This window comes from Endozoicomonas sp. ONNA1, assembly GCF_024606325.1.
In the GTDB taxonomy this organism is placed as follows: domain Bacteria; phylum Pseudomonadota; class Gammaproteobacteria; order Pseudomonadales; family Endozoicomonadaceae; genus Endozoicomonas_A.
This window is the reverse complement of record NZ_JAHHPN010000356.1, coordinates 1-22,419: the sequence shown is the minus strand read 5'-3', so window position 1 is coordinate 22,419 and position 22,419 is coordinate 1. Positions and strand designations below refer to the sequence as shown.

General features: G+C 48.8%; 21 protein-coding genes and 1 other RNA gene. 8 read left to right on the top strand and 14 right to left on the bottom strand.

The window, feature by feature from the left end; genetic code table 11:
* Positions 1 to 211: 211 nt before the first annotated feature.
* Complete coding sequence (locus KDK19_RS08105; RefSeq protein WP_257281000.1) at positions 212 to 1,588, bottom strand: hypothetical protein; 1,377 nt, start codon at positions 1,586 to 1,588, stop codon at positions 212 to 214.
* A gap of 597 nt (positions 1,589 to 2,185) precedes the next feature.
* Positions 2,186 to 2,598, bottom strand: a transfer-messenger RNA (tmRNA) gene (gene ssrA / locus KDK19_RS08100).
* Positions 2,599 to 3,129: 531 nt separating this feature from the next.
* Here ssrA and KDK19_RS08095 point away from each other — a divergent pair.
* Genes KDK19_RS08095 through KDK19_RS08085 form a run of 3 tightly spaced genes read left to right on the top strand, consistent with a single transcriptional unit; the run spans position 3,130 to position 6,372 of the window.
* Entirely contained in the window at positions 3,130 to 4,512 is a 1,383-nt protein-coding gene (locus KDK19_RS08095; protein WP_257291706.1) for a glycosyltransferase family 4 protein, read from the top strand.
* Positions 4,513 to 4,535: 23 nt separating this feature from the next.
* Complete coding sequence (locus tag KDK19_RS08090) at positions 4,536 to 5,294, top strand: class I SAM-dependent methyltransferase (protein WP_257287748.1); 759 nt, start codon at positions 4,536 to 4,538, stop codon at positions 5,292 to 5,294.
* Positions 5,287 to 6,372, top strand: a complete 1,086-nt coding sequence (locus KDK19_RS08085; RefSeq protein ID WP_257281003.1) for a prenyltransferase/squalene oxidase repeat-containing protein — start codon at positions 5,287 to 5,289, stop codon at positions 6,370 to 6,372. Before KDK19_RS08090 ends, KDK19_RS08085 begins: the two co-directional genes overlap by 8 nt.
* Here the strand turns inward: KDK19_RS08085 and KDK19_RS08080 are convergent.
* Positions 6,369 to 6,986 carry a class I SAM-dependent methyltransferase gene (locus KDK19_RS08080; RefSeq protein WP_257252626.1) on the bottom strand — a complete coding sequence of 206 codons (618 nt, stop codon included), beginning with the start codon at positions 6,984 to 6,986 and terminating at the stop codon, positions 6,369 to 6,371. The genes KDK19_RS08085 and KDK19_RS08080 overlap by 4 nt on opposite strands.
* Before the next feature lie 129 nt (positions 6,987 to 7,115).
* Here KDK19_RS08080 and KDK19_RS08075 point away from each other — a divergent pair, with 129 nt between their 5' ends.
* Positions 7,116 to 7,838 (top strand): DapH/DapD/GlmU-related protein, encoded by a 723-nt coding sequence (locus KDK19_RS08075; protein ID WP_257281004.1) that lies wholly within the window; start codon positions 7,116 to 7,118, stop codon positions 7,836 to 7,838.
* A gap of 53 nt (positions 7,839 to 7,891) precedes the next feature.
* Here the strand turns inward: KDK19_RS08075 and KDK19_RS08070 are convergent, their stop codons facing one another.
* Positions 7,892 to 8,950 carry a hypothetical protein gene (locus KDK19_RS08070; protein ID WP_257281005.1) on the bottom strand — a complete coding sequence of 353 codons (1,059 nt, stop codon included), beginning with the start codon at positions 8,948 to 8,950 and terminating at the stop codon, positions 7,892 to 7,894.
* A 129-nt stretch (positions 8,951 to 9,079) separates the two neighbouring features.
* Between KDK19_RS08070 and KDK19_RS08065 the strand changes: the two genes are divergently transcribed.
* On the top strand, positions 9,080 to 10,627 hold the full coding sequence (locus KDK19_RS08065) for a cryptochrome/photolyase family protein (RefSeq protein WP_257291705.1): 1,548 nt from the start codon (positions 9,080 to 9,082) through the stop codon (positions 10,625 to 10,627).
* 19 nt (positions 10,628 to 10,646) lie between these two features.
* On the opposite strand, the gene KDK19_RS08060 is transcribed toward KDK19_RS08065, so the two are convergent.
* The 6 genes from KDK19_RS08060 to KDK19_RS08035 form a co-directional block, all read right to left on the bottom strand.
* Positions 10,647 to 11,063, bottom strand: a complete 417-nt coding sequence (locus KDK19_RS08060) for a hypothetical protein (RefSeq protein ID WP_257281007.1) — start codon at positions 11,061 to 11,063, stop codon at positions 10,647 to 10,649.
* Between the two features lie 94 nt (positions 11,064 to 11,157).
* A complete protein-coding gene (locus KDK19_RS08055; RefSeq protein WP_257252372.1) occupies positions 11,158 to 11,931 on the bottom strand; it encodes an SDR family oxidoreductase in 774 nt (257 codons plus the stop codon).
* Positions 11,928 to 12,485 (bottom strand): DUF3833 domain-containing protein, encoded by a 558-nt coding sequence (locus tag KDK19_RS08050; protein ID WP_257287746.1) that lies wholly within the window; start codon positions 12,483 to 12,485, stop codon positions 11,928 to 11,930. The genes KDK19_RS08055 and KDK19_RS08050 overlap by 4 nt, the downstream gene beginning before the upstream one ends.
* A gap of 22 nt (positions 12,486 to 12,507) precedes the next feature.
* A complete protein-coding gene (locus KDK19_RS08045) occupies positions 12,508 to 13,779 on the bottom strand; it encodes a cyclopropane-fatty-acyl-phospholipid synthase family protein (protein ID WP_257281009.1) in 1,272 nt (423 codons plus the stop codon).
* On the bottom strand, positions 13,780 to 14,634 hold the full coding sequence (locus KDK19_RS08040) for a DUF1365 domain-containing protein (RefSeq protein WP_257281011.1): 855 nt from the start codon (positions 14,632 to 14,634) through the stop codon (positions 13,780 to 13,782).
* Entirely contained in the window at positions 14,631 to 15,992 is a 1,362-nt protein-coding gene (locus tag KDK19_RS08035; RefSeq protein WP_257287745.1) for an NAD(P)/FAD-dependent oxidoreductase, read from the bottom strand. Before KDK19_RS08035 ends, KDK19_RS08040 begins: the two co-directional genes overlap by 4 nt.
* 177 nt (positions 15,993 to 16,169) lie before the next feature.
* Between KDK19_RS08035 and KDK19_RS08030 the strand changes: the two genes are divergently transcribed.
* Together KDK19_RS08030 and KDK19_RS08025 are read left to right on the top strand one after the other, a co-directional pair.
* On the top strand, positions 16,170 to 16,727 hold the full coding sequence (locus tag KDK19_RS08030) for a sigma-70 family RNA polymerase sigma factor (protein WP_257281015.1): 558 nt from the start codon (positions 16,170 to 16,172) through the stop codon (positions 16,725 to 16,727).
* Positions 16,724 to 17,374, top strand: coding sequence for a ChrR family anti-sigma-E factor (locus tag KDK19_RS08025; protein ID WP_257281017.1), 651 nt, complete (start codon positions 16,724 to 16,726; stop codon positions 17,372 to 17,374). The genes KDK19_RS08030 and KDK19_RS08025 overlap by 4 nt, the downstream gene beginning before the upstream one ends.
* A 217-nt stretch (positions 17,375 to 17,591) precedes the next feature.
* On the opposite strand, the gene KDK19_RS08020 is transcribed toward KDK19_RS08025, so the two are convergent.
* Positions 17,592 to 18,500, bottom strand: coding sequence for a methyltransferase domain-containing protein (locus KDK19_RS08020; protein WP_257291704.1), 909 nt, complete (start codon positions 18,498 to 18,500; stop codon positions 17,592 to 17,594).
* Positions 18,501 to 18,807: 307 nt separating this feature from the next.
* On the opposite strand from KDK19_RS08020, the gene KDK19_RS08015 reads away from it, so the two are divergent.
* Positions 18,808 to 20,406, top strand: coding sequence for an ABC-F family ATPase (locus tag KDK19_RS08015; RefSeq protein ID WP_257281019.1), 1,599 nt, complete (start codon positions 18,808 to 18,810; stop codon positions 20,404 to 20,406).
* 64 nt (positions 20,407 to 20,470) lie between these two features.
* Here the strand turns inward: KDK19_RS08015 and KDK19_RS08010 are convergent, their stop codons facing one another.
* The 3 genes from KDK19_RS08010 to KDK19_RS08000 form a co-directional block, all read right to left on the bottom strand.
* Complete coding sequence (locus KDK19_RS08010; RefSeq protein WP_257253867.1) at positions 20,471 to 20,944, bottom strand: FKBP-type peptidyl-prolyl cis-trans isomerase; 474 nt, start codon at positions 20,942 to 20,944, stop codon at positions 20,471 to 20,473.
* An 86-nt stretch (positions 20,945 to 21,030) separates the two neighbouring features.
* Positions 21,031 to 21,360, bottom strand: coding sequence for a hypothetical protein (locus KDK19_RS08005; RefSeq protein ID WP_257291703.1), 330 nt, complete (start codon positions 21,358 to 21,360; stop codon positions 21,031 to 21,033).
* Between the two features lie 659 nt (positions 21,361 to 22,019).
* A complete protein-coding gene (locus tag KDK19_RS08000; RefSeq protein WP_257281023.1) occupies positions 22,020 to 22,190 on the bottom strand; it encodes a type II toxin-antitoxin system RelE/ParE family toxin in 171 nt (56 codons plus the stop codon).
* Positions 22,191 to 22,419: the final 229 nt, after the last annotated feature.

Genomic DNA, 22,419 nt, shown 5'->3' with positions numbered 1-22,419 from the left:
TCAATTTCTTGCAATCCTCGCTACGGACGCTTAAGTCCGACAGGCTGCTAGAAAACGTAGCCGATGAACGCTACATGGTTAAAAATCCGAAAACGAAGGGAAGTGGCTGTCTTTTATTGGGTTTTGCGCACCTGTCAGCGAACTCAGTCAGCTCTGTCCGGTGGCAAGTTGTTTGCAGGCGTGGTTTCTTTGATTTCGTGGAAAAATTTCATTACTCCATCGGTGGTCTCCTCCTTATACCTTTCCATCTGGATTGGGATGCCCGGTGGCAACTACTTCTGTGACGACGCAGACTTTCGTTAGTCGCGAAGATCTGCCCGCATAGTTGCTGCGATGTTCCCCGTACGCCTCTCTCGTAATCGTGAGCCGGCAAGTATACGATCACGTCACAGAATACTGACCCAAGAACCTGGTAGCTTCTATCGGGGCTCGACCATCTGATATTTACTTCACCTTCGTGGTATCTCCTGTTGTGACGCTGCTGCTCTGGCATTTTGAAGACTTCCCCGCATACTCGCTGTTCACCATTACCCCCAACCACTATCACATCACAGAATCGTAGCGGAGTGTGGTATTTCTCTTGGTGATATGTCAGCATCTCTCTATGCTTGAAGCGCACCCCGCACGGCAGCCGTTCGCCACTCTCCAATTTCAGCAGCACTTCACAGACAAAGGGCCTGGTGGGATCAGTAACTTCACATTTACAAGTTTTACTGGCTGTCCCACGTTGCGCGAATGGGACTGCTGAGGGAGGGCGTTTGCTCTGTGTGAATGTTGCCATTGTGACGAGGCTTGCTGAACTGGCTACGGAATTCACCGGCCCTCTGGCGGACTCTCCACCAACGGATGGTGATCGGAGTTTGCAAACGCCATGACAGGAACCAAAGTGACAATTGTTATCGAAAGTATGCCGGTGTGGTCCGGGGTTTTTGTCATCGTCGCCAGAGCCAGAAGACTGGGAGCCGCTGGCAAAGACTGTAGTCCGGGTGCTGGTTGCCCCTCCTGTGGCTTGCTGACCGGATGATGTTGAAGGCTGGTTTTGTTGGTTATTTTTTTGTTGGCTGTTTCCGGGGAGCATCATGGTGGTGATTGTAAACGGTTCATCCTGACTGGCCTCCTGTTGATCCATCGGGATAAACAGTGACGAATCGGAGTTCCAATCGTTTTTCAAAAGCCAGCCAATAACAACAAACGCTTCTACAGGTGGCCATGAAAAAGGTTTGGCGCTCAGAGAGGTTTCGTGGCTGCTCAGCATCAGTTCGTAAGCCACCAGCAGATGAGAGGCGTAAATCAATGGCCACGAAATTGACTCAATAAGGGTGGTTTTTAATCCGTAACCGTTAAGTCCATAAGGTTTATCATCAGGCGAAAAATCTAACCCCACATAACCGCTTGTGTCGGCAATGTCTGAAGGGTTGTACGACAGAGTATCGAGGTTACTTTTTATAGAAACGCTCTGGATCGAAGAACCTGCATCATCCTGATGAAAATCGACAACAAAACACCTTTTCGAGGAGTCAGCCTGACAGACGATAGTTAACAACACCGGCAGTATAAACAATGCCGCAAAGAGTGAGTTGTTCATCATTCTATCCGCGCATTCTGATTTCTAGGGAACAAGGGTAGATTGAGATGATGATAGATCAAGAAAATAAGTGTTTTCTGCGCTTAATTGGAAGCTGAATCACCTATATATCTCGTTCCCGCGCAAAGCGAGGCTGACGCTCAGGGTGGCCGGTTAATGAGAACACTCATGTAAGTTCCCCAAAATTCATAGTTATCGAATGAGCCGAAAATCATTTTTGACCAATCTCCGGCCTCCCCCTGAAGAAAAACTGTCTGACCAAATGTGAAAAAGCCCTGTAAATAAAGAATCTACAGGGCTTTTGTTTGGTGGTGTTGTGGGACGATGGTTTGGTTCCCACAATAGGAACTGAATTAGTCTATCAGTTGCTTTATTGACATCCTTTCGCTCCTTGAGGGGCGAGAGGATGTCAAATCAGCTGGCACGCTCCAATCGGCGGCTAACGCATGTCGATACCAGGCGAGCGTTGGCTCTCTAGCATCCTAAGGATGAGCTCTGGTATGCAATTACCCGTATCAGCTCTAATTTCTTGATAATAAAGTTGCGGGCTAATAAAAAGCCCTAATGGCTGGTGAGGGCTCATTAGGGCTATTTACAAGATGGTGGAGGCGGCGGGAATTGAACCCGCGTCCGCCGATTCTCAGCCTTCGGCTCTACATGCTTAGATCCGCCTTTGGATTTAACTCAATAACGACCCAGCGGTCGGGGTTCTACCGAGCGATCCTGTTACGTTTTAGCTGGCCAGCCACAGGCATACCGGGCCTCGCGAGTCTACTTACGATGACAGTCCGAAAACCGGCCAGTAGACGAGCCGGACAGACTGGGAGACTCGTAGGGTTTAGCTACGATCAAGCTGCAAATGCAAACTCTTCTTCGAAGAGTTCGTTTTGAGCGTCTCCAAGAGCTACCAGGTTGGCAACTATAAGGTTTGTAGTGTTTTGATTAACGAGAACCACTACGTCCTCGGCATGCACCTAAGGTTTCGATACCGTCGTCGAATCCAGATCGCCCCCGGATCAAAACTCCATTGGATCATTTAGTTATAGGCTATCCATAGAATTAAGACAATTTTTTATATGAAAGCTTCACAGGTTTGAAGTTTGGTCTATCCCACCAGATTGACATATCTGGCTCAAAGCATTTCTATATGCGCAAAGAAGTTGGCCGCAGGCAACAGTGAACATGACCCTCAGCGATTAAGTCTTGATAAGTATCTGTCATTTCACGCTTGCTTCAGTTTATGTTATTTTCCCTCAACCCTGGCGCAACCCATCAGTGGTGAACTCTCAGCGTCTGATGATGTTCCCACGCACTATTTTCAGGGTGGACGGTACACAGGGGTTCAAACAGTTCACCTGAGTCTGACAGGCGCTGTGGTTCATCTGGACGTTTAAAGCATAAATCCTGACTGTACCCTGTTCAGATCTGACAGAAAGGACTCACCCGCATAAATGATACGGGTAGAAAATGGTGGCCTTTGTCCCGTCACATTCAGCAACCAATGCTGTTTCTAGCCATAATCCAGTCTGGTGACAGGTTATTTAATGACCATACAAGAAAAACGACCCAACACACTGACGACAGCCAGCTCCCTGTCGTCCGAGGTGTCCGAACAACCTGCCAGATCACTTAAAATCTGTTTGCTGTGTTATCGCAGCCATCCCTTCGTAGGTGGTCAGGGCATTTACCTCAAGTACCTGAGCAAGGCTCTGGTCGAAGCAGGCCATGGGGTAGATGTTATTTCCGGCCCTCCCTATCCGGATCTTGACCCCCGGGTGGGCCTGATTGAAATCCCCAGCCTGGATCTGTTCAGTCTTGAAAGTCATGTAACAGCCCTGAGACCCAGACACCTGAAATCCTGGTCTGACTTTTTTGAATGGTGGGCCATGCTGACCGGAGGGTTTGCTGAGCCCTATACATTCACCCGTCGTGCTGTGAAATATTTGCGTAAAAACGGTCATGACTACGACATTATTCATGATAACCAGAGTTTGGGCTACGGCCTTTTGGACCTGCAGAATCAGGGTGTTCCCGTGGTAGCCACTGTCCATCATCCCATAACCCGGGACAGAGAGCTGGCTTTGGGTGCCGCACCTGACTGGAAGCATCGTCTGTTGATCCGTCGCTGGTATTCCTTTCTGACCATGCAAGGCAGGGTGGTTCGTGAACTGAAGCATATCGTTACCGTTTCGGAACAATCCCGGGGCGATATTGCTGAAGCCTTTGACCGTCCGGCTAACGATATCAGTCTTATTTATAACGGGATTGATACCGATACCTTCAGTCCTCAACCCCATATTGAACGCAAGCCGTTCAGAATTATGACTACGGCCTCTGCGGACCAGCCTTTGAAAGGCTTAAAATACCTTTTGGAAGCCGTGGCATCGTTAAAACCCGACTATCCTGAGCTGGAACTTCTGGTGGTAGGCAAACTGAATAAAGAGGGTCAGACAGCGCAGCAGCTGAAACAACTGAATCTTGGCTCAGCGGTAACCTTTGTATCCGGCATTTCCACTGAACAAATGGTGGAGTACTATTCTGAAGCCGCCATTGCCGTATCCCCTTCACTCTATGAAGGCTTTGGGCTGCCAGCCGGAGAAGCCATGTCCTGCGGGTGTGCTGTGATTTCTTCAGATGGCGGAGCCCTGCCCGAAGTCCTGGGAGATGCAGGCCTGATTGTCCGGGCTGGCAACAGCCAAGCCCTGGCACAAGCCTTGCGGACGCTGTTGGAACACCCTGATAAGCGGATTGAATACGGTCAGCTTGGTCGGCAGCGAATTCTGGACACTTTCTGCTGGAAAGTAGCCGCCAGACAGTTCAGCCAGTATTACCTGAACCTGCTGAACACTGAACAAGAACCCGAAGAATTGAAAGACACAGTGGCTGCCGATGCTGGTCTTGGCCAGCGGACCGCTGTCAGCGGGTGATGCCCGAGGATAACTGAAACAAGATGCAAACCATTGATTTTAATCGTCTTAAGTTACGCAATGGCGATAAAGTACTGGACGTGGGTTGCGGTGAGGGCCGTCATTCCATTGCAGCCTGGCTGGAGGCCAGGGTGGATGTAACAGGGATTGACCTGTGCGAAAAAGATTTGCAAACAGCCCGTGGCAGACAGCAGGAATCTGTTCAATTCCTTCAGGGGGCAGAAGACGGTCGCAGTATTCGCTTTATTCAAGGCAATGCTCTGAAGCTGCCTTTTGAAGACAGCACGTTTGATAAGATTATTTGTTCCGAAGTGCTGGAACACATCCCTGATTACCATGGGGTGCTGGCCGAAATCAAACGGGTACTGAAGCCTGATGGTTTGCTGGCAGTCAGTGTGCCCAGAGCCTGGCCGGAAGAAATCTGCTGGCGACTGAGCAAGGCTTATCACGAGGTTGAAGGCGGTCATATACGCATCTTTAACGCCACACACCTTCGACATGATATTGAATCGCTGGGCTGGCGTCGTTATTCACGGCACTGGGCTCACGCCCTGCATGTTCCCTACTGGTGGCTTAAGTGCTGGAAATGGGAGCAGCCTTCGAAACTGGTCGATCACTATCACAAGCTGCTGGTATGGGATCTTATGGAAAAGCCGAAGGTAACCCGAATGACCGAAAAGCTGCTGGATCCGGTCATGGGAAAAAGTGTAGTGATGTACTTCGAGTGGGAGCCGGGCAGAGGTAAATCCAGCGATACCAACAAGGAGGTCTTTTATGGATAGCTTGCTGCTGACCAAAGGACTATTCCCGAGAGATTTTCTCAACAAGACAGCAGACTACATTCTCTCCATACAGCAGAAAGACGGCAGCATTCCCTGGTTTGCAGGTGGCAAGCTGGACCCCTGGGATCATACTGAAGCTGCCATGGGGCTGAGTATCATTGGTCATTATCCTGAAGCTGAAAGCGCCTATGACTGGCTGCGAAAAGAACAGCTGGAAGATGGCAGCTGGTATGCCAACTATCAGGACGGCAAGCCTTCATACAGTGACAAGAGAGAAACTAACTTTGTCGCCTATGTGGCGACCGGTGTCTGGCATCACTACCTGATTAGTCAAAATACCGGGTTTTTAGAACTGAACTGGCCAATGATCGAGGCTGCTATCCAGTTCGTACTACGACATCAGGCGCCTACAGGAGAGATCTACTGGGCCGTCATGGAAGAGGGGCAGCCAGACAGGGATGCATTGATTACAGGTTGCTCTTCGGTTCTGAAAAGTCTGGAATGCGCCATTCAGATCGCTGAAACCCTGAACAAGAAGGTTGAGCTATGGTACGACGCCTGGCAACAGTTGGGACAGGCTCTGAAGTATCATCCTGAGAACTTTGACCGCACCTGGGAAAGTAAAGAGCGCTTTTCCATGGACTGGTTTTACCCGATTCTGGCCGGTGTCTTCCGTGGTCAGGAAGCTCGTGACCGAATCCAGACATTCTGGGACAAGTTTGTCCGCAAGGACATGGGCTGTGTCTGTGTCAGCGATCAACCTTGGGTCACCATTGCCGAATCCTGCGAGCTGACCATGGCGCTCCTGGCCGCGGGTGAAAAGCAGAAAGCCACTCAGCTCTATAGCTGGTTGCACAACTGGCGTGACAGTGATGGCGGCTATTGGACGGGCTATCAGTACGTCGAAGACGTGATCTGGCCGCTAGAGAAAACGACCTGGACAGCCGGTGCTATTTTGTTGGCAGCAGATGCTCTAACCGAGTACACAGCCGCTTCCCGTTTATTTCTGGAATCAAGTCTGGAAATAAAACCGGAACTGCCAGAAACCGAAGAGGCCCTGGCAGCCGTTAACAGTTAACGGCGGCGGAATAACCCCAGCGTGTTGACCATGGGTAGTTCTTCAAACAATCCGGAGGCTTTCGCCAGCTTCCAGATGTTGTAAGGAGCCTGCCCACCGTCTTGGGGATTAGGGAAGATGTCGTGTATTGCCAGAATGCCACCGGGCTTGATAAAGCTGACCCAGCTGCGAAAATCCGTCTGGGCCGCTTCTTCACTGTGTCCGCCGTCAATAAACACCATGCCCAGAGGGGTGGCCCAGTGACGGGCTGCCACAGCAGAAGGAGCAACAATAGGGACAACCGTATCGCCCAGTCTGGCTTCACGCATGGTGGTTCGGAACGTTTTAAAACTGTCCATCAGTTGAATGCTGGCATCGTAGAGATCACTGTCGTGATACTCTTCCCCCAGCTGGTGCTCTTCTGACCCACGGTGGTGATCCACGGCATAGAGCACACTGTTATTTTGCTGGCAGGCAACACCCAGGTAGACCGTAGACTTGCCACAGTAACTGCCAACTTCCAGACAGGGGCCCAGCTGACTGGCTTCCAGAGCGAACTGGTGAAGTGCTTCGCCTTCGTCCGGAGCCAGAAAGCCTTTAACAGAATCGATATTGAGTGGCAGTTGTACAGGCATAGTTCTTAATGAATCAGTTTGTATTGAATCAGCTTGTAAAGATGTAGTTCGTTTTTTCATTTTATACGTCGGAAGTAGTTCAGTCAGGCGACTGGCTTCAAAGGCATAATAACAAATCAGGCTCGAGCAGTGCGTAAAAATCATAAACCTTTCTGGATCAAGAAGCTCTCAGACCGTTGGCAGCAGTTTTATATCCGGCACTTTTTCAGCAAACATTTTGAACACTTGGGTGAGCACCCGATGGTGGTCCATCCTTCTACCGTCAATGTTCATGGCGCCGGTATTTCCATCGGTCGTTTTGTCCACTTGATCAGTATCCGTCATAACCCGGTCAGTCTTTCCACCTGGAGCGGTCGGGGCATTCAGGGCGATATCAAAATTGGTGATCATTGTCTGATATCTCCGGGAACAACTATCTCTTCAGCAGCCAGTATTACCATTGGTAACAACTGTATGTTAGCCGCCGATTGCTACCTGTCCGACAGTGACTGGCACGGTCTCTATAACCGACTGCGACCATTCCGCTGCAGCAAACCCATTGTTCTGGAAGATAATGTCTGGCTGGGGCATGGTGCCAAAGTCGGCAAAGGCATCACAATCGGCGAGAACAGTGTCGTGGCAGCAGGCGCTGTGGTTGTGAAAGACGTTCCTCCCAATACGGTAGTGGGAGGCAACCCGGCTAAAGTCATCAAAAAGCTGAACCCCCATCGCCGGATGCTGAAAAGAGAATTTATGTTTCGCGATAGCGATCATTTCCTTCACATGCAGGAAGAACTGGATCGCTACGTTTTAGGGGCGAATACCCTGAGAGGCTGGGCTCGTCACAAGCTGTTTCCCAAAAAGGGGGATTAACTGAGACGCCCTGCCAGGGTTGTTGTGGACAATTAGCCCGGAATCAAGTTGTTTTACTGGTCAGCCATTCTCCAGATACCCAGCAGATCCGGCACTTCATCCTTGCCTCTCATGAAGTCATCAATGGCTGCAGCCATTGTTGAATAATCGACTCTGCTTGCGGGCATTGAAGTAATGATGACCGGAACCGGTCTGTTATCATCAGCCGCAAAGGTAATGTTGATGAACCCTCTGGAGATACTGACCGTGAAATATTGGTATTTGGACTGTCCGTAGAATGCCAGCAGATAGACAATGTCTTCATGCTTTGCAGCATGCTCTGTGACGGCAGCAATGATCACATCTGCCTGACTCTTGCCACTGTAATGGCTGACGACTTTTCCAGGATCTACTTTACTCAGTTGCAAACCAGCTCCACCGGCTACGGCATTGAACCCCTTACTCATGCCTTCGGCATTCCCGGCGTTACTCCTTATGAGTCGTGAATCTTTGCTATTCATGGCAAAGCCGACGATGTCTTTAACCTGATCATTACGAGCCTTCGAACCGATGCCCAGTATATTGGCAAGGTCTTTATTGATATTGAAAATCATGGTTCTGGCATGGCTGTGCTCAATCAGCTTTCTGAAACTCCTTGAATGGGAGGGCAGGAGTGCCTTGATACCTTTTTTAATGAAGGAAGGTGTTTTGTGAAGCACGAAACCATCGTCTCTGTTTCTGGATGCTTCAATGCCCGCATTGAAGTGTCTGCCAAACTCCAGAGCTTTCATGGCATTCAGTACGTCTTCTGCAGAGGGTTTATTCTCAGAGGCTGACAGTTTGTACGCTTCACACAGTTGAGAAAAGTTTTCATTTGCTTTCTTACTTCCAAGCGCTGTATAGGCTTCAGAAAAAGCCCGGTCCACCGTGTGGTCGTCACCGATGACTCCCGCAGCGAGCATTTGTTCGTGGATGGCAGAAGCTCTGTTCTCTTCAGCAGTTGAAGGATACTGGCCTGAAATATCGAGGCCGTAGGCTGTGGCGGCTGAATGAATCATTTCCTGGTTCATTTCTTCTGCCGAAGCCTGAAGGGGCAGAGCCAGAATCAATAGACACATCTTTAGATACTTCATAATGGTACTCCTCTTGTTTTTAAATCCGTTTATTAATAATTAAGACCTGGTTAAGGGTGAAATAGTTCCCCTTGCCTAACGGGGCATTAAAGGCAAGGATCAGAGTAGACCGATGTTAGCGAGGGCTTTATGAAATCCTATTCGACGCTGAGACTAATCCTTGGAGATCAGCTATACGCTGGCCATAGCTGGTTCCGAAACAAAGATCCGGATACCCTCTATCTGATAGCAGAGCTCTATCAGGAAGCCTCCTACGTCAAGCATCATGTGCAGAAGATTTGTGCGTTCTTTGCAGCTATGGAGGCTTTTGCCGCGGCGCTGGCAAAATCCGGCCATGAGGTTTTGCATTTAACGCTCGATGAGACGGCTCAATACAAGGATTTGCCATCTCTTCTGCATTCGCTGGTCAAAACCTACAAGATTCAGCAGTTCGAATACCAGAGAGCCGATGAATACCGGCTTTTAAGGCAGTTGCAGGGCATGGATATCGGTGCTGGTGTTCAAGAAGTCGATAGCGAACACTTTTTTCTGCCCTTTGATGAGATTTCGAGCTATTTCAGCCAGGGGAAGGCCACAAGAATGGAGCATTTTTATCGCAAGATGCGAAAGCGATTCGACATTCTGATGGACGGAGACCAGCCAGAGGGCAGTCAGTGGAATTATGACCATGAGAATCGCAAGTCTTTTAAAGTCAGTGATCTCCAGGCAATCCCTGAACCCCTGATATTCAGCAATCCAGTGACAACGATTCTGGAAAGGTTGGATAGACACAATATTCAATACTTTGGTAAGGCCACTCCAGACCTGATCTGGCCGATTACGAGGCAGCAGTCACTCAAACAGCTGCGCTACTTCTGTCAGCATGGGCTTCCACGGTTCGGACAGTTTCAGGACGCTATGACTCACCAGAGTGACAAAAAATGGAGCCTATACCACTCCCGTCTGTCCTTTGCCCTGAACAGTAAAATGCTGACCCCTGTGCAGGTTATTCAAGCTGCAGTCAAAGCCTGGCAGGCAGACCGGGAGTCCATCTCCATTGCTCAGGTTGAAGGATTTATCCGACAGATTCTTGGCTGGCGAGAGTACGTCCGGGGCATTTACTGGGTCAACATGCCGCAGTATTCCTCTCTCAACTATTTCAAAGCTAAGCGGGCATTGCCGGACTTTTTCTGGACCGGCGAAACCCGAATGACCTGTCTTCAGGAGGCTATTGGTCAGTCTCTGGATTATTCCTATGCCCACCATATCCAGAGACTGATGATCACAGGCACATTCTGTTTGTTGGCTGGCGTCGACCCCAGTCAGGTTGACGAGTGGTACCTGGGCATTTATGTGGATGCTATCGAGTGGGTGGAGCTCCCAAATACCCGTGGTATGAGTCAGTTTGCAGATGGTGGTTTGCTGGCTTCAAAACCCTACGCCGCCAGCGGTCATTACATCAATAAAATGAGTGATTACTGCAAAAGCTGTTACTACAATGTGAAGCAAAAAACCGGCGAGCGAGCCTGCCCATTCAACGGCCTTTACTGGCACTTTATGGTGAAACACAGAGCGCAACTCAGCAAGAACCCCAGGCTCGGCATGATCTACAAGAACTGGGACAAGCAGTCCGTCGATGATCAGGCTGTCATCACCCGTCAGGCGAAGGCGTACCTGAAGAAAATAAACAGGCTGTAGTTCGATACAGCCTCAGAGTTTAGGGCTCTGTCATGGCTGAAGAGTGGATCACTCGCTGCCTGACCAGTAACGATTGATTTAAATAACGGTACTCGTGTGATCGATAAGTGTCCAATTCAAAGTCCCCGGTCAGTTCGTAGACTGCCCAGCCGGAAGAAGGTTCATCCTGCTCACTTTGATTATTTTGCATAAAAGCTATGGCTTCTTCGACAGATTTAAATGCCAACCCACCCGGATATAAACCCCAGAACATTGGTCCAAATTTGATGACATTTTTACCTTCTGAAAGGGCGCTGTGATAGCGGGTATCACCGATTGTAAATATCGGCTTGGTAATATCCTCTCTCACCAGAGGGGTGAACGAGCCCTTTACCTCAAGCCAAACCGTGACAGCTAAAACAATAATCAGGGAGATAAGATACTTCGCAAGCTTCATAAGGAATAGGGTCTCTTAATGAGTTTTGGCCGACCTCCCGTGTCTACGAAACAGAGTGCCGCTGAGCCGGTGCTGGCACAACCTGAAGAGACCCTCATTGTTGCAGGCGACGGGTCACACCAAAATAGGCCTTATAGGGCAGGACTCTGAGCGTCCCCATAATCATGCCAAACACTTTTGGAAATCGAATTTCAAAACGCTTGCCATTCAAACCGTGCACAATAGCATCCACTGCCGACTCAACATCCATTAAAAAAGGCATTTTAAACGTGTTTTTATCCGTCAGGGGAGTTTTTACAAACCCCGGGTTGATCAGTTTAATATCCACACCCTGAGGTTTCAGGTCAGTGTACAACGACTCGGCCATATTGATCAGTGCCGCCTTGCTGGCACCATAAGCCGCGGCAGCAGGTAAACCACGATACCCGGCCAGTGATGCGTTGATAGCAAGGGTTCCTGACTGCCGATTCACCATCATCGGGATTAATGCGTCCAGACAATGGCAAACGCCCATCACATTTAATTCGAAGTGTTGACGCATATGGTTGGATCTGAAGTCCACGCCTGCCGTCTTGATGAATGTACCTGCATTCAATATGGCAATATCTACCTGACCAAAGCGGGTCGTAATCACCTCAGCCGCCCGCATTACTTCATCATGACGGGTCACGTCAGCGGGCAAAGGGATGATAATACCGTCCAGATCAAGCGCTTCATTCTGCAGCCGATCCAGATTGCCGAAACTACGGGCCGTCGCTATAACAGTACCACCTTGTCGGGCCATCGTTAACGCCAGCTGGCGACCGATTCCCTGACTGGCACCGGTAATCCAGATCACCTTGTTTTTCAGAGACCGGCGTTTTTTCATTGTGCGTCCTCTGAAGGGCTGGAAGATTCTGCATCCGGAATCTGCAGCTTTTCCAATGATGATGCGCTGATCAGCGAACAGTCTTTACTGAAATAAAAGTTGAGAGTGCCCAGGGTGAATCCCCATTTGCTGACATCAGCAATATTGAGAATCTGGCCATTTTCCTGCAGGAACAGCCAGTCATCAAACTTAACCCGCCAGTTAATACCCTTGATGGGTAAATTCATTTCATAGGTCCAGTTAAAGGTATTGCCCTGACTTCTTCCTGTGGCCAGGCCGATCAAATCACTCGCCCGGCCTTCATAATGTCTGTCAGCCAGTATTTTTATTTTCCACAGCCGGTTGGATGTCGAGCCATCTTCATAAATAAAGTCTTCATCCAGTATTAATTCATCGCCTTCTGTCCAACCTTTCATAATGACTTCAAAGTGGTTCCGAATGTTCCCGAAACGATCGACAAACTCACCCCTGGCATAGGTCATGCCCTGAAAATACTGCTCAATGGTCAGAACGGGTTGATCCTGCGTGTATCGTTTCTGAAGTGCTTCCCGCATAAATAAGACCTCCCTGCCTGCTTCATGAATCCGGCTTACTGATCCGATAAAGTCTCACGTCAATGCTGTCCTGCTTGAAGCCGGCTTCACAATAAGCCAGGTAGAACAACCACATACGTTTAAAATGTTCGTCAAAGCCCAGAGTCATAATCTCCGGCCAGCGTTGTCTGAATGACTCAGCCCAGATTGATAGTGTTTTAGCGTAGTCACGGCCAAAGGCATAAGTATTCTCAATAGCCAGACCTGCCTGATGACATTGATCACGGATTACCTGATCCGTCGGCAGCATACCTCCAGGGAAGATATAACGCTGAATAAAGTCGGCTTCTGCCCGATAATCTCTGAAGCGCTCTTCATCAATGGTAATCACCTGAATCACCGCCACTCCGCCAGGCTTGAGAGCATCACATACTTTCTGGAAATAGATGGGCCAGTGTTTCTCTCCCACCGCCTCTAACATTTCTATGGAGACAATGCGGTCATGCTGTCCCTTAATATCCCGGTAATCCTTCAAGTAAAAGTTGAAACCAGCTTCCTGCTGAACTGAATCACGGGCAAAGTGCAACTGTTCTGCGGACAAAGTCACCCCAGAGTAATTTTGTCCCCCCTGTTGCTGTAATGACCGGGCAAAGCCTCCCCAGCCACAACCAATTTCCAGAACGGAATGCTCTGGCATTATATCCAACCAGCTCAGCACCTTATTATATTTATTGGCCTGAGCCTGCTCGAGCGTTTCATCGTTGTTGCTGAATATAGCGCTGGAATAAGTCATGGAGTGATCCAGCCACAACTGATAAAAGTCATTGCCCAGATCATAATGAGCGGCAATGTTTCGACGACTTCCTGAACGACTGTTGTTGTTTAAAAGATGACTGGCTCGATTCAGTTTCCGAGACAGCCAGTTTGTGGAAAACTGTTTGTCTATTTGCTTTTCATTGAACATTCCCCAGTCCAGCAGAGCTTGCAGGTCTGGTGTATCCCAGTCCCCTTTCATGTAAGACTCTGCCAGCCCGATAACGCCCCGGTTGGCTGCCAGGAGCATACTAAAAGGACGATAAATCCTGATTCTGGCAATCGGTACGTCCCTAAGAGGCGCACCCACTTTTAACAGACTGTCTTTTTGCTGTAACTCAATACGACTCAGCGAAGCCTTTTCCAGCCTTTTCACCAGCCACGTAAGGGCTTTGGAAGGTGCTTTGTTGAGAAAGAGTTCTCTTTCGTCATGGGCATTTGACGCACTCTGTCGGGGAGACAATCCATTCTGCGACAGGGTTTTTCCTGAAATGTCCAACATTTATACCCCCTGTTTCTGGTACTTTTTTTGTTCGTTCATGCTTGTCTGTTTCCCTGTGCGTTTCAGGTTGCTATGCCAACGGTTTGTGATGCCAGGACTCCAACTGAAGAAGCGATCTTTCGGTACATGGCGAATCACCCGAATCCCTTTAATGAACAGCCGAAAAGCTTCCCAATGAATGGCCAGAGTCACTTTGAAAGCCTGCAATGGCAGAACAAACAACTGCCTGAGGATGTTCAGATCACTAAGCACCTGTCGTTCGCCTTTAAGTACTGCTGCAAATATCCGGCCATTAGTATTGTGCAGATGAATACTCAGTTTCAGGATTTGATCGGGTAACTGTGCCTTAAAATGGTATTCACAATCGGTTTCAAAAAAGGGAGAAACATGAAGTTGCTTTTTGGCGGACTGGTGAAAGCTGACTTTATTGCTCTCACTCTTTTCTATCGGGATAACGTAACTGTGTCGTTCCCCAAAGGTGTTGGTCACTTCATAAATAAGGGCAGACAGTTTCTCCTCTGAGTCCAGACAGTAGTAGACCGTCAGGGGATTAAAGATGTAGCCAAGAACCCTGGGGTAACAGAGCATGAAGATTCGCTCAGGTATCGCTATGTCATGCGCCAACAGAAGCCCGGTTACCTGAGTTTTGAGACAGCTTCCGGAACCGTCACCAAAGTCCTTTGGATGCAAGGAGAACACATTAAATCGCTCCACCGAAAACAGCTTCAGCTGACCATCAAGGTGGTCCAGCTCATCCAGATCAATGAACCAGGAGGCAACCCGGTATGAGAAGCGATGCTTCCGGGGCCGAATACGGTTGTGCATTAACTGTCCCCAATAGACCGCTGACTTCATGACCGCCTCCTGATGCTGACACTACTCTCTGTAGCAAGAGTGAACGGCCTTTTGCCGATACCATGTTCGGGCCAGATCAGTCTGTCATTCTGGTTTTCAACAGACCAGGGTCTTCGTTTTCCACCCAGTGCTTCTGCAACAGCCAAACCAGATTGAAGACCGTCCTCATGAAAGCCATAACCAAACCAGGCACCACAGAACCATGTGCGATTGCGGCCCTGTAACTCCCACAACCTTGATTGTGCCTCCAGGGCATTTCTATCAAACACGGGGTGGTCGTAGAGGTAGCAACCATGAATAGACTCCGGCTCTATAGCAGGGTTCAGAGTGACAAATAGAGGGAGGCCTTCCAGATGCTGAAGACGATTCATCCAGTATGTGACCGAAGGTCCTTCATTGGTTTGGGTACCAAAATAGTTCCAACTCGCCCAGGCTCTTTTTCTGGTAGGCATCAGTCGTTCATCACTGTGCAAAATAGCCCGGTTTCGCTGGAAACTGAACGATCCCAGCAGCAGTTGTTCCAACTCACTGGGTTCGCTCAACATGGACAGAGAAGTATCTGCATGACAGGCCATGACGACATGATCAAACTCATGTATATCGCCCTGCAAATCTGTGACGGTAACCCTGTCAATATGGCGTCTGACCTTTCGAACACAGCGATTCTTAATGGCCAGTCCATCCATGTCATCCAAAATGCGGCGAACATATTCTCTGCTACCGCCACTGACTGTTTGCCATTGAGGACGGTTTGTCAGCTGGAGTAAGCCATGATTCTGGCAAAACCGCATAAAAGCCAGGGCTGGATAATCCAGCATACGGTCAGAAGGCGTTGACCAGATAGCTGCCCCCATAGGGACCAAATGATCATCAATAAAACGTTGGCTGTAGCCGCGGCCCGTGAGCAGTTCGCGGAGAGTGACCGATGGATTCAGCTGATTCATCAACTCCGTACTGGACTGATAAAACCTGAAAATATCCACCAACATTCTAAGAAAACCGGGCTTTACGGCGTTTAACCTCTGGGCAAACAGACCATTCAGGTCTGTTCCGGAATATTCAGTCTGCCCTTGATTCATGGAAACCGCAAAAGACATGTCCGTGTTGATAACGGGTACGTCCAAATGGTCAAAAAAAGCCGTTAGATTAGGGTAAGTTTTATTGTTAAAGACGATAAAACCTGTATCCACTGGTACAGACTGATCACCATCCTGAACCATCACGGTATTACTGTGACCTCCAAAACGATCATCTTTTTCGAACAGGGTGACACTGTGCTGTTTAGACAGCAGCCAGGCGCTGGACAGCCCGCTGATGCCTGATCCAATTACAGCAATGCTGAGTCCTTTAGCTGTCATAGGGCGGCCTGTAAACAAAATTTTCAATCATTTCTACGCCTTAGTGGTTTATTTGGATCACTACCTTTAGATGCTTCGCGTTCATGTGATCCAAAACACACTCATCGACGTAGACAGAGACAAATGAGCCGGACACACGATATTCTGATGATAAGTCCATCTTTGAACAGAAGCACAATGGATTCAGAAAACAGTCACTCTGACACGCCAGACAAGCTCAAGCAGTCATTAGTTGATCTGGGCCGTTACCGGGACAAACAGACGTTTGCGATCCTCTACGACTTTTTTGCCCCCAGATTAAAAAGACACTTGATGACCAAAGGCGCTCACGGAGAAATGGCTGAAGAGCTGGTTCAGGAAACTATGCTCTCTGTCTGGCGACATTGCAAAAGTTACGACCCCCGTAAATCTACGGCGTCCACCTGGATATTCAGGATAGCGCGTAACCTCTGGATTGATCGACTAAGAAAGGAAAAAGCGGACTTGATGACACCGTTGGATAATTATCCGGAAAGCCATTTTGAACCGGCCATGGCAGAGTTTGATTCAGAAAAAATCAAATCGGCCCTCAAGAGCCTGCCTCAACAACAGGCTCAGCTGGTATACAAGGTGTACTACGAAGGAAAAAGCCACCGTGAAATTTCTGAAGACATGGACATGCCACTGGGCAGTGTAAAGTCAGGCTTGAGGCTGGCTTTCAACAAACTTCGTAGTCAGGCGGGAGAATTAAAATGACTACACATCATCCTGACCTCAGCACCCTGATGAGTTACTCCGCAGGTAGCCTGCCCGATGCCATTGCTACTGTGGTTGCTGCTCATCTGAGTGTTTGCAGCCATTGCCGACAACAGGTTCAGGAAGCTGAACAGGTCGGTATCAGTTTGCTGGAAGAGTTGGTACCAGCGACAATGTCTGATCATGCAAAAGACGACATTCTTGCTCTACTTGATGAGACAGAGCAGGTACCCATCATCAGCAGGGAAGAACAATATGTACCAAACGATGCTGATATACCGGCGCCTTTCAGACCCTTACTCGGATATTATCTTGACGAGCTGCACTGGCGGTATATGGCTCCGGGACTAAAGCAATTCGTCCTGCCAGCGTCCGGTAGTAACCTGAGATTATTAAAGATCGCTCCGGGTACCTGCATGCCTTCCCATGGGCATACCGGCTCTGAGCTCACTATGGTACTGAGGGGTTCCTATTCCGATGAGCTGGGTCGATTTTGCGCTGGGGATGTCGCTGATTTGGACCCGGACGTCCAGCATCAGCCAGTAGCAGACACCGGCGAACACTGCATTTGTCTGATTGCCACAGATGCACCTTTACGATTCAATGGTCTCGTTCCCAGGCTTCTGCAACCTTTCTTTCAGCTTTGAGTGATGCGCACTAGCTCAAGGGTGCCCTGGTTATCCACAACCTTGATGCATTTTTGTCAGGTAAATCTATACGACAGCCTTTAAACATTTGCAGAATTAACTGGTTATTTTTTGAGCAGTTAATGAAAAACCCCTATTTAATGGGGGTTCCATATGTATCCAAAAACAAGTCACAAGGTTATCCACAATATCTGTGGATAGTGAAATATAACTGTCATTATCGTGCTGAAATGACGTGATATTCCAGCAATCCCCGATGTTGCATCCAGCGGATAAACCAGACCAGTAACCTCAAACGAATCCAGACTTTTGGACGGGTAACAGGCGACAATTGTCGATAGTGTTGTGAGAACCAGAAGCAGAAGCCAGAAAGTACATCCTGACTGATGTCTGCACACTCAACTTTTTCAAAGCCTGCTTCTTTCAGATGGGATTCATACTTTTGCCGAACCATCAAGCCTGCCGCAGAGATACCACAGGGTCTTGCCAGCAGGTTGACCATTCTCCGTTCCATACGATCCTTGAAAGGACGGCTGAGTACCATATCGGTTAAGGTAAGGCTGCCTCCTTCCTTAATCACTTTTCTGGCGTTGTTGAAAAAGCGTGCTTTATTATCAAACTGGTAAGCGCAATCAAGCGCCAGCGGTTTGTCAAAAGAGTCTGCCTCCAGCTTGGCCAGCTCCAGCTCATGGCCTCTTACCAGCTTTAGCTGATCATAGTGATCACACTGATCCTGAGCGCCTGCCAGCAGCTGTTCCGTTTCGGCCAATGCGGTGAGTGACTCAACCTGATAATAATCAAGCCAGACCAGAAGTTGATCGTAACTGGAAAAACCAACATCCAGTACTTTGTCCTGATTGGAGAGACAGGCTTTATCGGCAAGAAGACCGGCCAGCTCGGAGCAGGCGTGACCATAATCGGAAGTTTCGCGCCAATAACCGATTAACCTCCAGCCTGAAGAGGTAGATACCCCACTGTTAAGAAGCCACTGATCAGCCAGCATGCCCCGCTCTCCGTTAGAAGGCGGCCACCAGATACTGATGATAAGACTGATCAATTGGGATAGCAGTCCCGACATGACCAGCCAGGTTAACAGGATGCCGGATAGAAATGCGAAAATGGTCATAAGATATAAATCACTGATTCCTTTGGATAAGCCTGTATGTGCGTGCAGTGCTCGTGCGGCTACCTGATATTAGAGGGATACTTCTTCTATTACTAGCAGCCTTAAGTCCGACAGGCTGCTAGTGACACCCTTTAAACTCAGGGGCAGCAGTCGTTTGCTGGCGAGCAGTAATAAGTATCAACCATAACAAGCATGGAGCACCTCTAATAACTAAAAAGGTGCGTTTGTGTGATAATTGGCGGTTTACCTATTCAATGATCCAAAGGGTGTGTCTGGTCGGCAGATCGCCAAGGGAGAAAACACAGTTATGCTGATAACGTCTAACGTGACCATGCAATTCGGGGATAAACCCCTGTTTGAAGACATCTCCGTCAAGTTTGGTGATGGCAACCGCTACGGTCTGATCGGTGCCAATGGTTGTGGTAAGTCCACCCTGATGAAAATCATCAGTGGCGAACTGGAGCCCTCTGCCGGTAATGTCAGCTATGATCCCAACGAGCGCATTGCCAAGCTAAATCAGGATCAGTTTGCCTATGAAGAAAACACGGTCATTGATACCGTAATTATGGGGCATTCTGAACTCTGGAAGGTTAAGGAAGAGCGTGACCGCATTTACGCCAAGGGAGACATGACGGAAGAAGAAGGTATGCGTGTTGCAGACCTGGAAGTTCTGTTTGGTGAAATGGACGGTTATTCCGCTGAAGCCCGCGCCGGTGAACTGCTGCTGGGTCTGGATATTCCACTGGAACAACACTACGGCCCAATGAGTGCTGTTGCCCCGGGCTGGAAGCTGCGTGTTCTGTTGGCGCAGGTATTGTTTGCCGATCCCGACATCATGCTGCTGGACGAACCCACCAACAACCTGGACATTAATGCGATCCGCTGGCTGGAAGGGATACTCAAGCAGCGCGACTGTACCATGATCATCATTTCCCACGACCGTCACTTCCTGAACAGTGTTTGCACTCACATGGCCGATCTGGACTATGGCGAGCTGCGAATGTTCCCCGGTAATTACGACGAGTACATGATAGCGGCTACCCAGGCTCGTGAGCGAATGCAGGCTGATAATGCCAGGAAGAAAGCCCAGATTGCCGAGCTTCAGAGCTTTGTCAGTCGCTTTTCTGCCAATGCGTCCAAAGCCAGACAGGCGACCTCGAGGGCCAAGCTGATCGACAAGATCAAGCTAGAAGAGGTTAAACCTTCCAGCCGACAGAATCCGTTCATCCGTTTTGAACAGGAAAAGAAACTGTTCCGTAATGCGCTGGTGATGGAAAAAATGTCTCAGGGCTATGAGGACAAGCCGCTGTTCAATGACGTTAACCTGATGGTTGAAGTGGGTGAGCGCATCGCCATCATTGGCCAGAACGGTATTGGCAAGTCCACACTGCTGCACACTCTGGCCGGCAAGATGGCACCCAAGGGCGGTACTATCCAGTGGTCCGAGAATGCTGACATCGGTTACTACGCCCAGAATCATAGCGACGAGTTTGATAAGGACATGAACCTGTTCGACTGGATGGGGCAATGGATGAACGAAGGCGACGATGAGCAGGTGATCCGTGGTGTACTGGGTCGTATGCTGTTCTCTCAGAGCGACATCAAAAAGTCAGTCCGTGTTATTTCCGGTGGTGAGCAGGGCCGTATGTTGTTCGGTAAACTGATTCAGCAAAAGCCCAATGTATTACTGATGGATGAACCTACCAACCACATGGACATGGAATCCATTGAATCCCTTAACCTGGCGTTGGAAAACTACCCGGGCACACTGATCTTTGTCAGCCATGACCGTCAGTTTGTATCGTCTCTGGCGACCCGCATCATTGAAATCACGGAAGATGGTGTCGTCGATTTCCACGGAACTTACGACGATTACCTACGCAAACAGGGTGTTGTTGAAGAGTAATTTTGTTGAAGAGCAAATAGCTAATGGGGCAGAGATTTCTCCGCCCTGTTCGAGACTCAACGGTTTATTCGATACCGAGTAATTCCACATCAAAGATCAGTACAGAGTTGCCGGGGATTTTACCGGCACCACCGCTACCGTAAGCCAGATTGGCAGGAATAAACAGTCGAAACTTGTCGCCTACCGACATCAGCTGCAGACCTTCGGTCCAGCCGGGAATCACCTGATTCAGTCCAAAGGAAATCGGATTTCCACGGTCTACAGAACTGTCAAACACCTGACCATTAATCAGCGTACCGTGATAGTGCACTCTTACTTTGCTGGTGGCCGCAGGGTGATCTGAATGTTCACCCTTTTCCAGAACCTTATACTGCAATCCGGACTCTGTGGTCATTACGTCTTCTTCATTCTGGTTCTTTTCCAGAAAAGCCTGACCCTGAACCAGGGCTTCCTGAGCCTGTTGCTTTTTCTGATCAATGCGGCGTTTGCCAAAGAACAACACGACAGCGATAAAAATAATAAAGATAACAGTAGACACAAAGATCACCCGGACTGTGGATAAGTCGATGAAAAATACCCTATCCTGACCGACAACTCAAAAATCTAAGCCCATAAACCTTTCCATTATTGATGCTTTTTCTGGTCTTTCTCCTCTTCCTTGACAGTTTCTGCGGGCTCTGGCTTCGGATTAACCAGCTTTTCCTCTCTGGGCCATTGTCCACTCTGCTTGCGGGTACCCATAAACAGAACGGCAACCATACCCACCAGAATCAGCCCCATCTGTACCATAAAGATCAGCATGATCAGTGGCAGCATCACTATAAACAGGCCCGTTAGAATGACGGTGCCCAGAATCGCTTTAAACGGGCTGATGGCAGCGCCATCCCGCTGCTCAAAGAAAGCAGCCTTAACTTGATTGAAACCATTTTTTAATTGCTTGAGCCATTTTTCCATGATTTACCTCGATAAGAGAGGGGGATTAGTCATGGCTCCAATATAGAGGGCTGTGGATAAACAGATTGTGTTCAGTGGATTAAAGTTTGTTAATGGAAAATGGTTGTGCTGATAGGCGACGCTGTTCGATGCCACTGGCCGGTCAAGGACTGCTTTGACGAAGACTAAGGGAGCTAGTAGTCCCTTTCTACATCACCTCTGCTCCATTTATAAACACTAACGCCAATTACGGGTGAATATACACATGCTGATATGCCTCCATGGATTAAAGCACCTCTCAACGCCCTAACGTGGGGTGATCCAGAGTAAATACAATATCCTGTAACAGCGCCTATACATGCATGTGGAGTCACCCAAAAAACAACAAGTCCCGTACTGAATAATGCCACCACAGTCTTCATCAGGCTTTCCCCATCGTATAAACCCCACAGTATGGGTTCTCGACTGTAGTCGATATGATCATAGCTGCCATTATGATTGCCGACATTGGAGTAAACAGTGTTTGAGAAAACACTCATATATCCAAGCATCATTACAAACAGGTAATTCTTCATGTTCTCAGACCAATTCGCTGCTGCTGCATGGATGCAGGAACCAGAGTAACGCAGGAGCAGTTGCCGCATAGGGCAGTCTAGCAGCCTGTCGGACTTAAGGCTGTCCTACTGCGGTTGGGGATTTTCAGCAAGCCAATGGAAGTGTGCTTCAATGCTTTTCAAATAAAGGTTTCGCTGATTTTTGCCCCACGTTCGTAACGTGTAGCTGCCGATATTTTGTAGATCGTCCCGGGCCCGTGGGGTGACTCTGACTTTTCTGTTGATCTTTTGCGTCATCAGGACTCAGCGTCCAGGTCGTTGATGAGTGAGTCCATTCCGTTAAAACCTTTGTTTTTGAGGTATTTAACAGGAGGTCTGGGGCAAAAAGTCCTGGACAGAAAAGCGCTCTTATTTTCTTGATCTATCCTTCCTCTTTGTAAATCAGGATGCAAGGTAAGTATTATTCAATATCCACTTCTTACGGCACCGCTGTGGTTGCTACTGTTGCTGTCTGTTATCTGTCAGG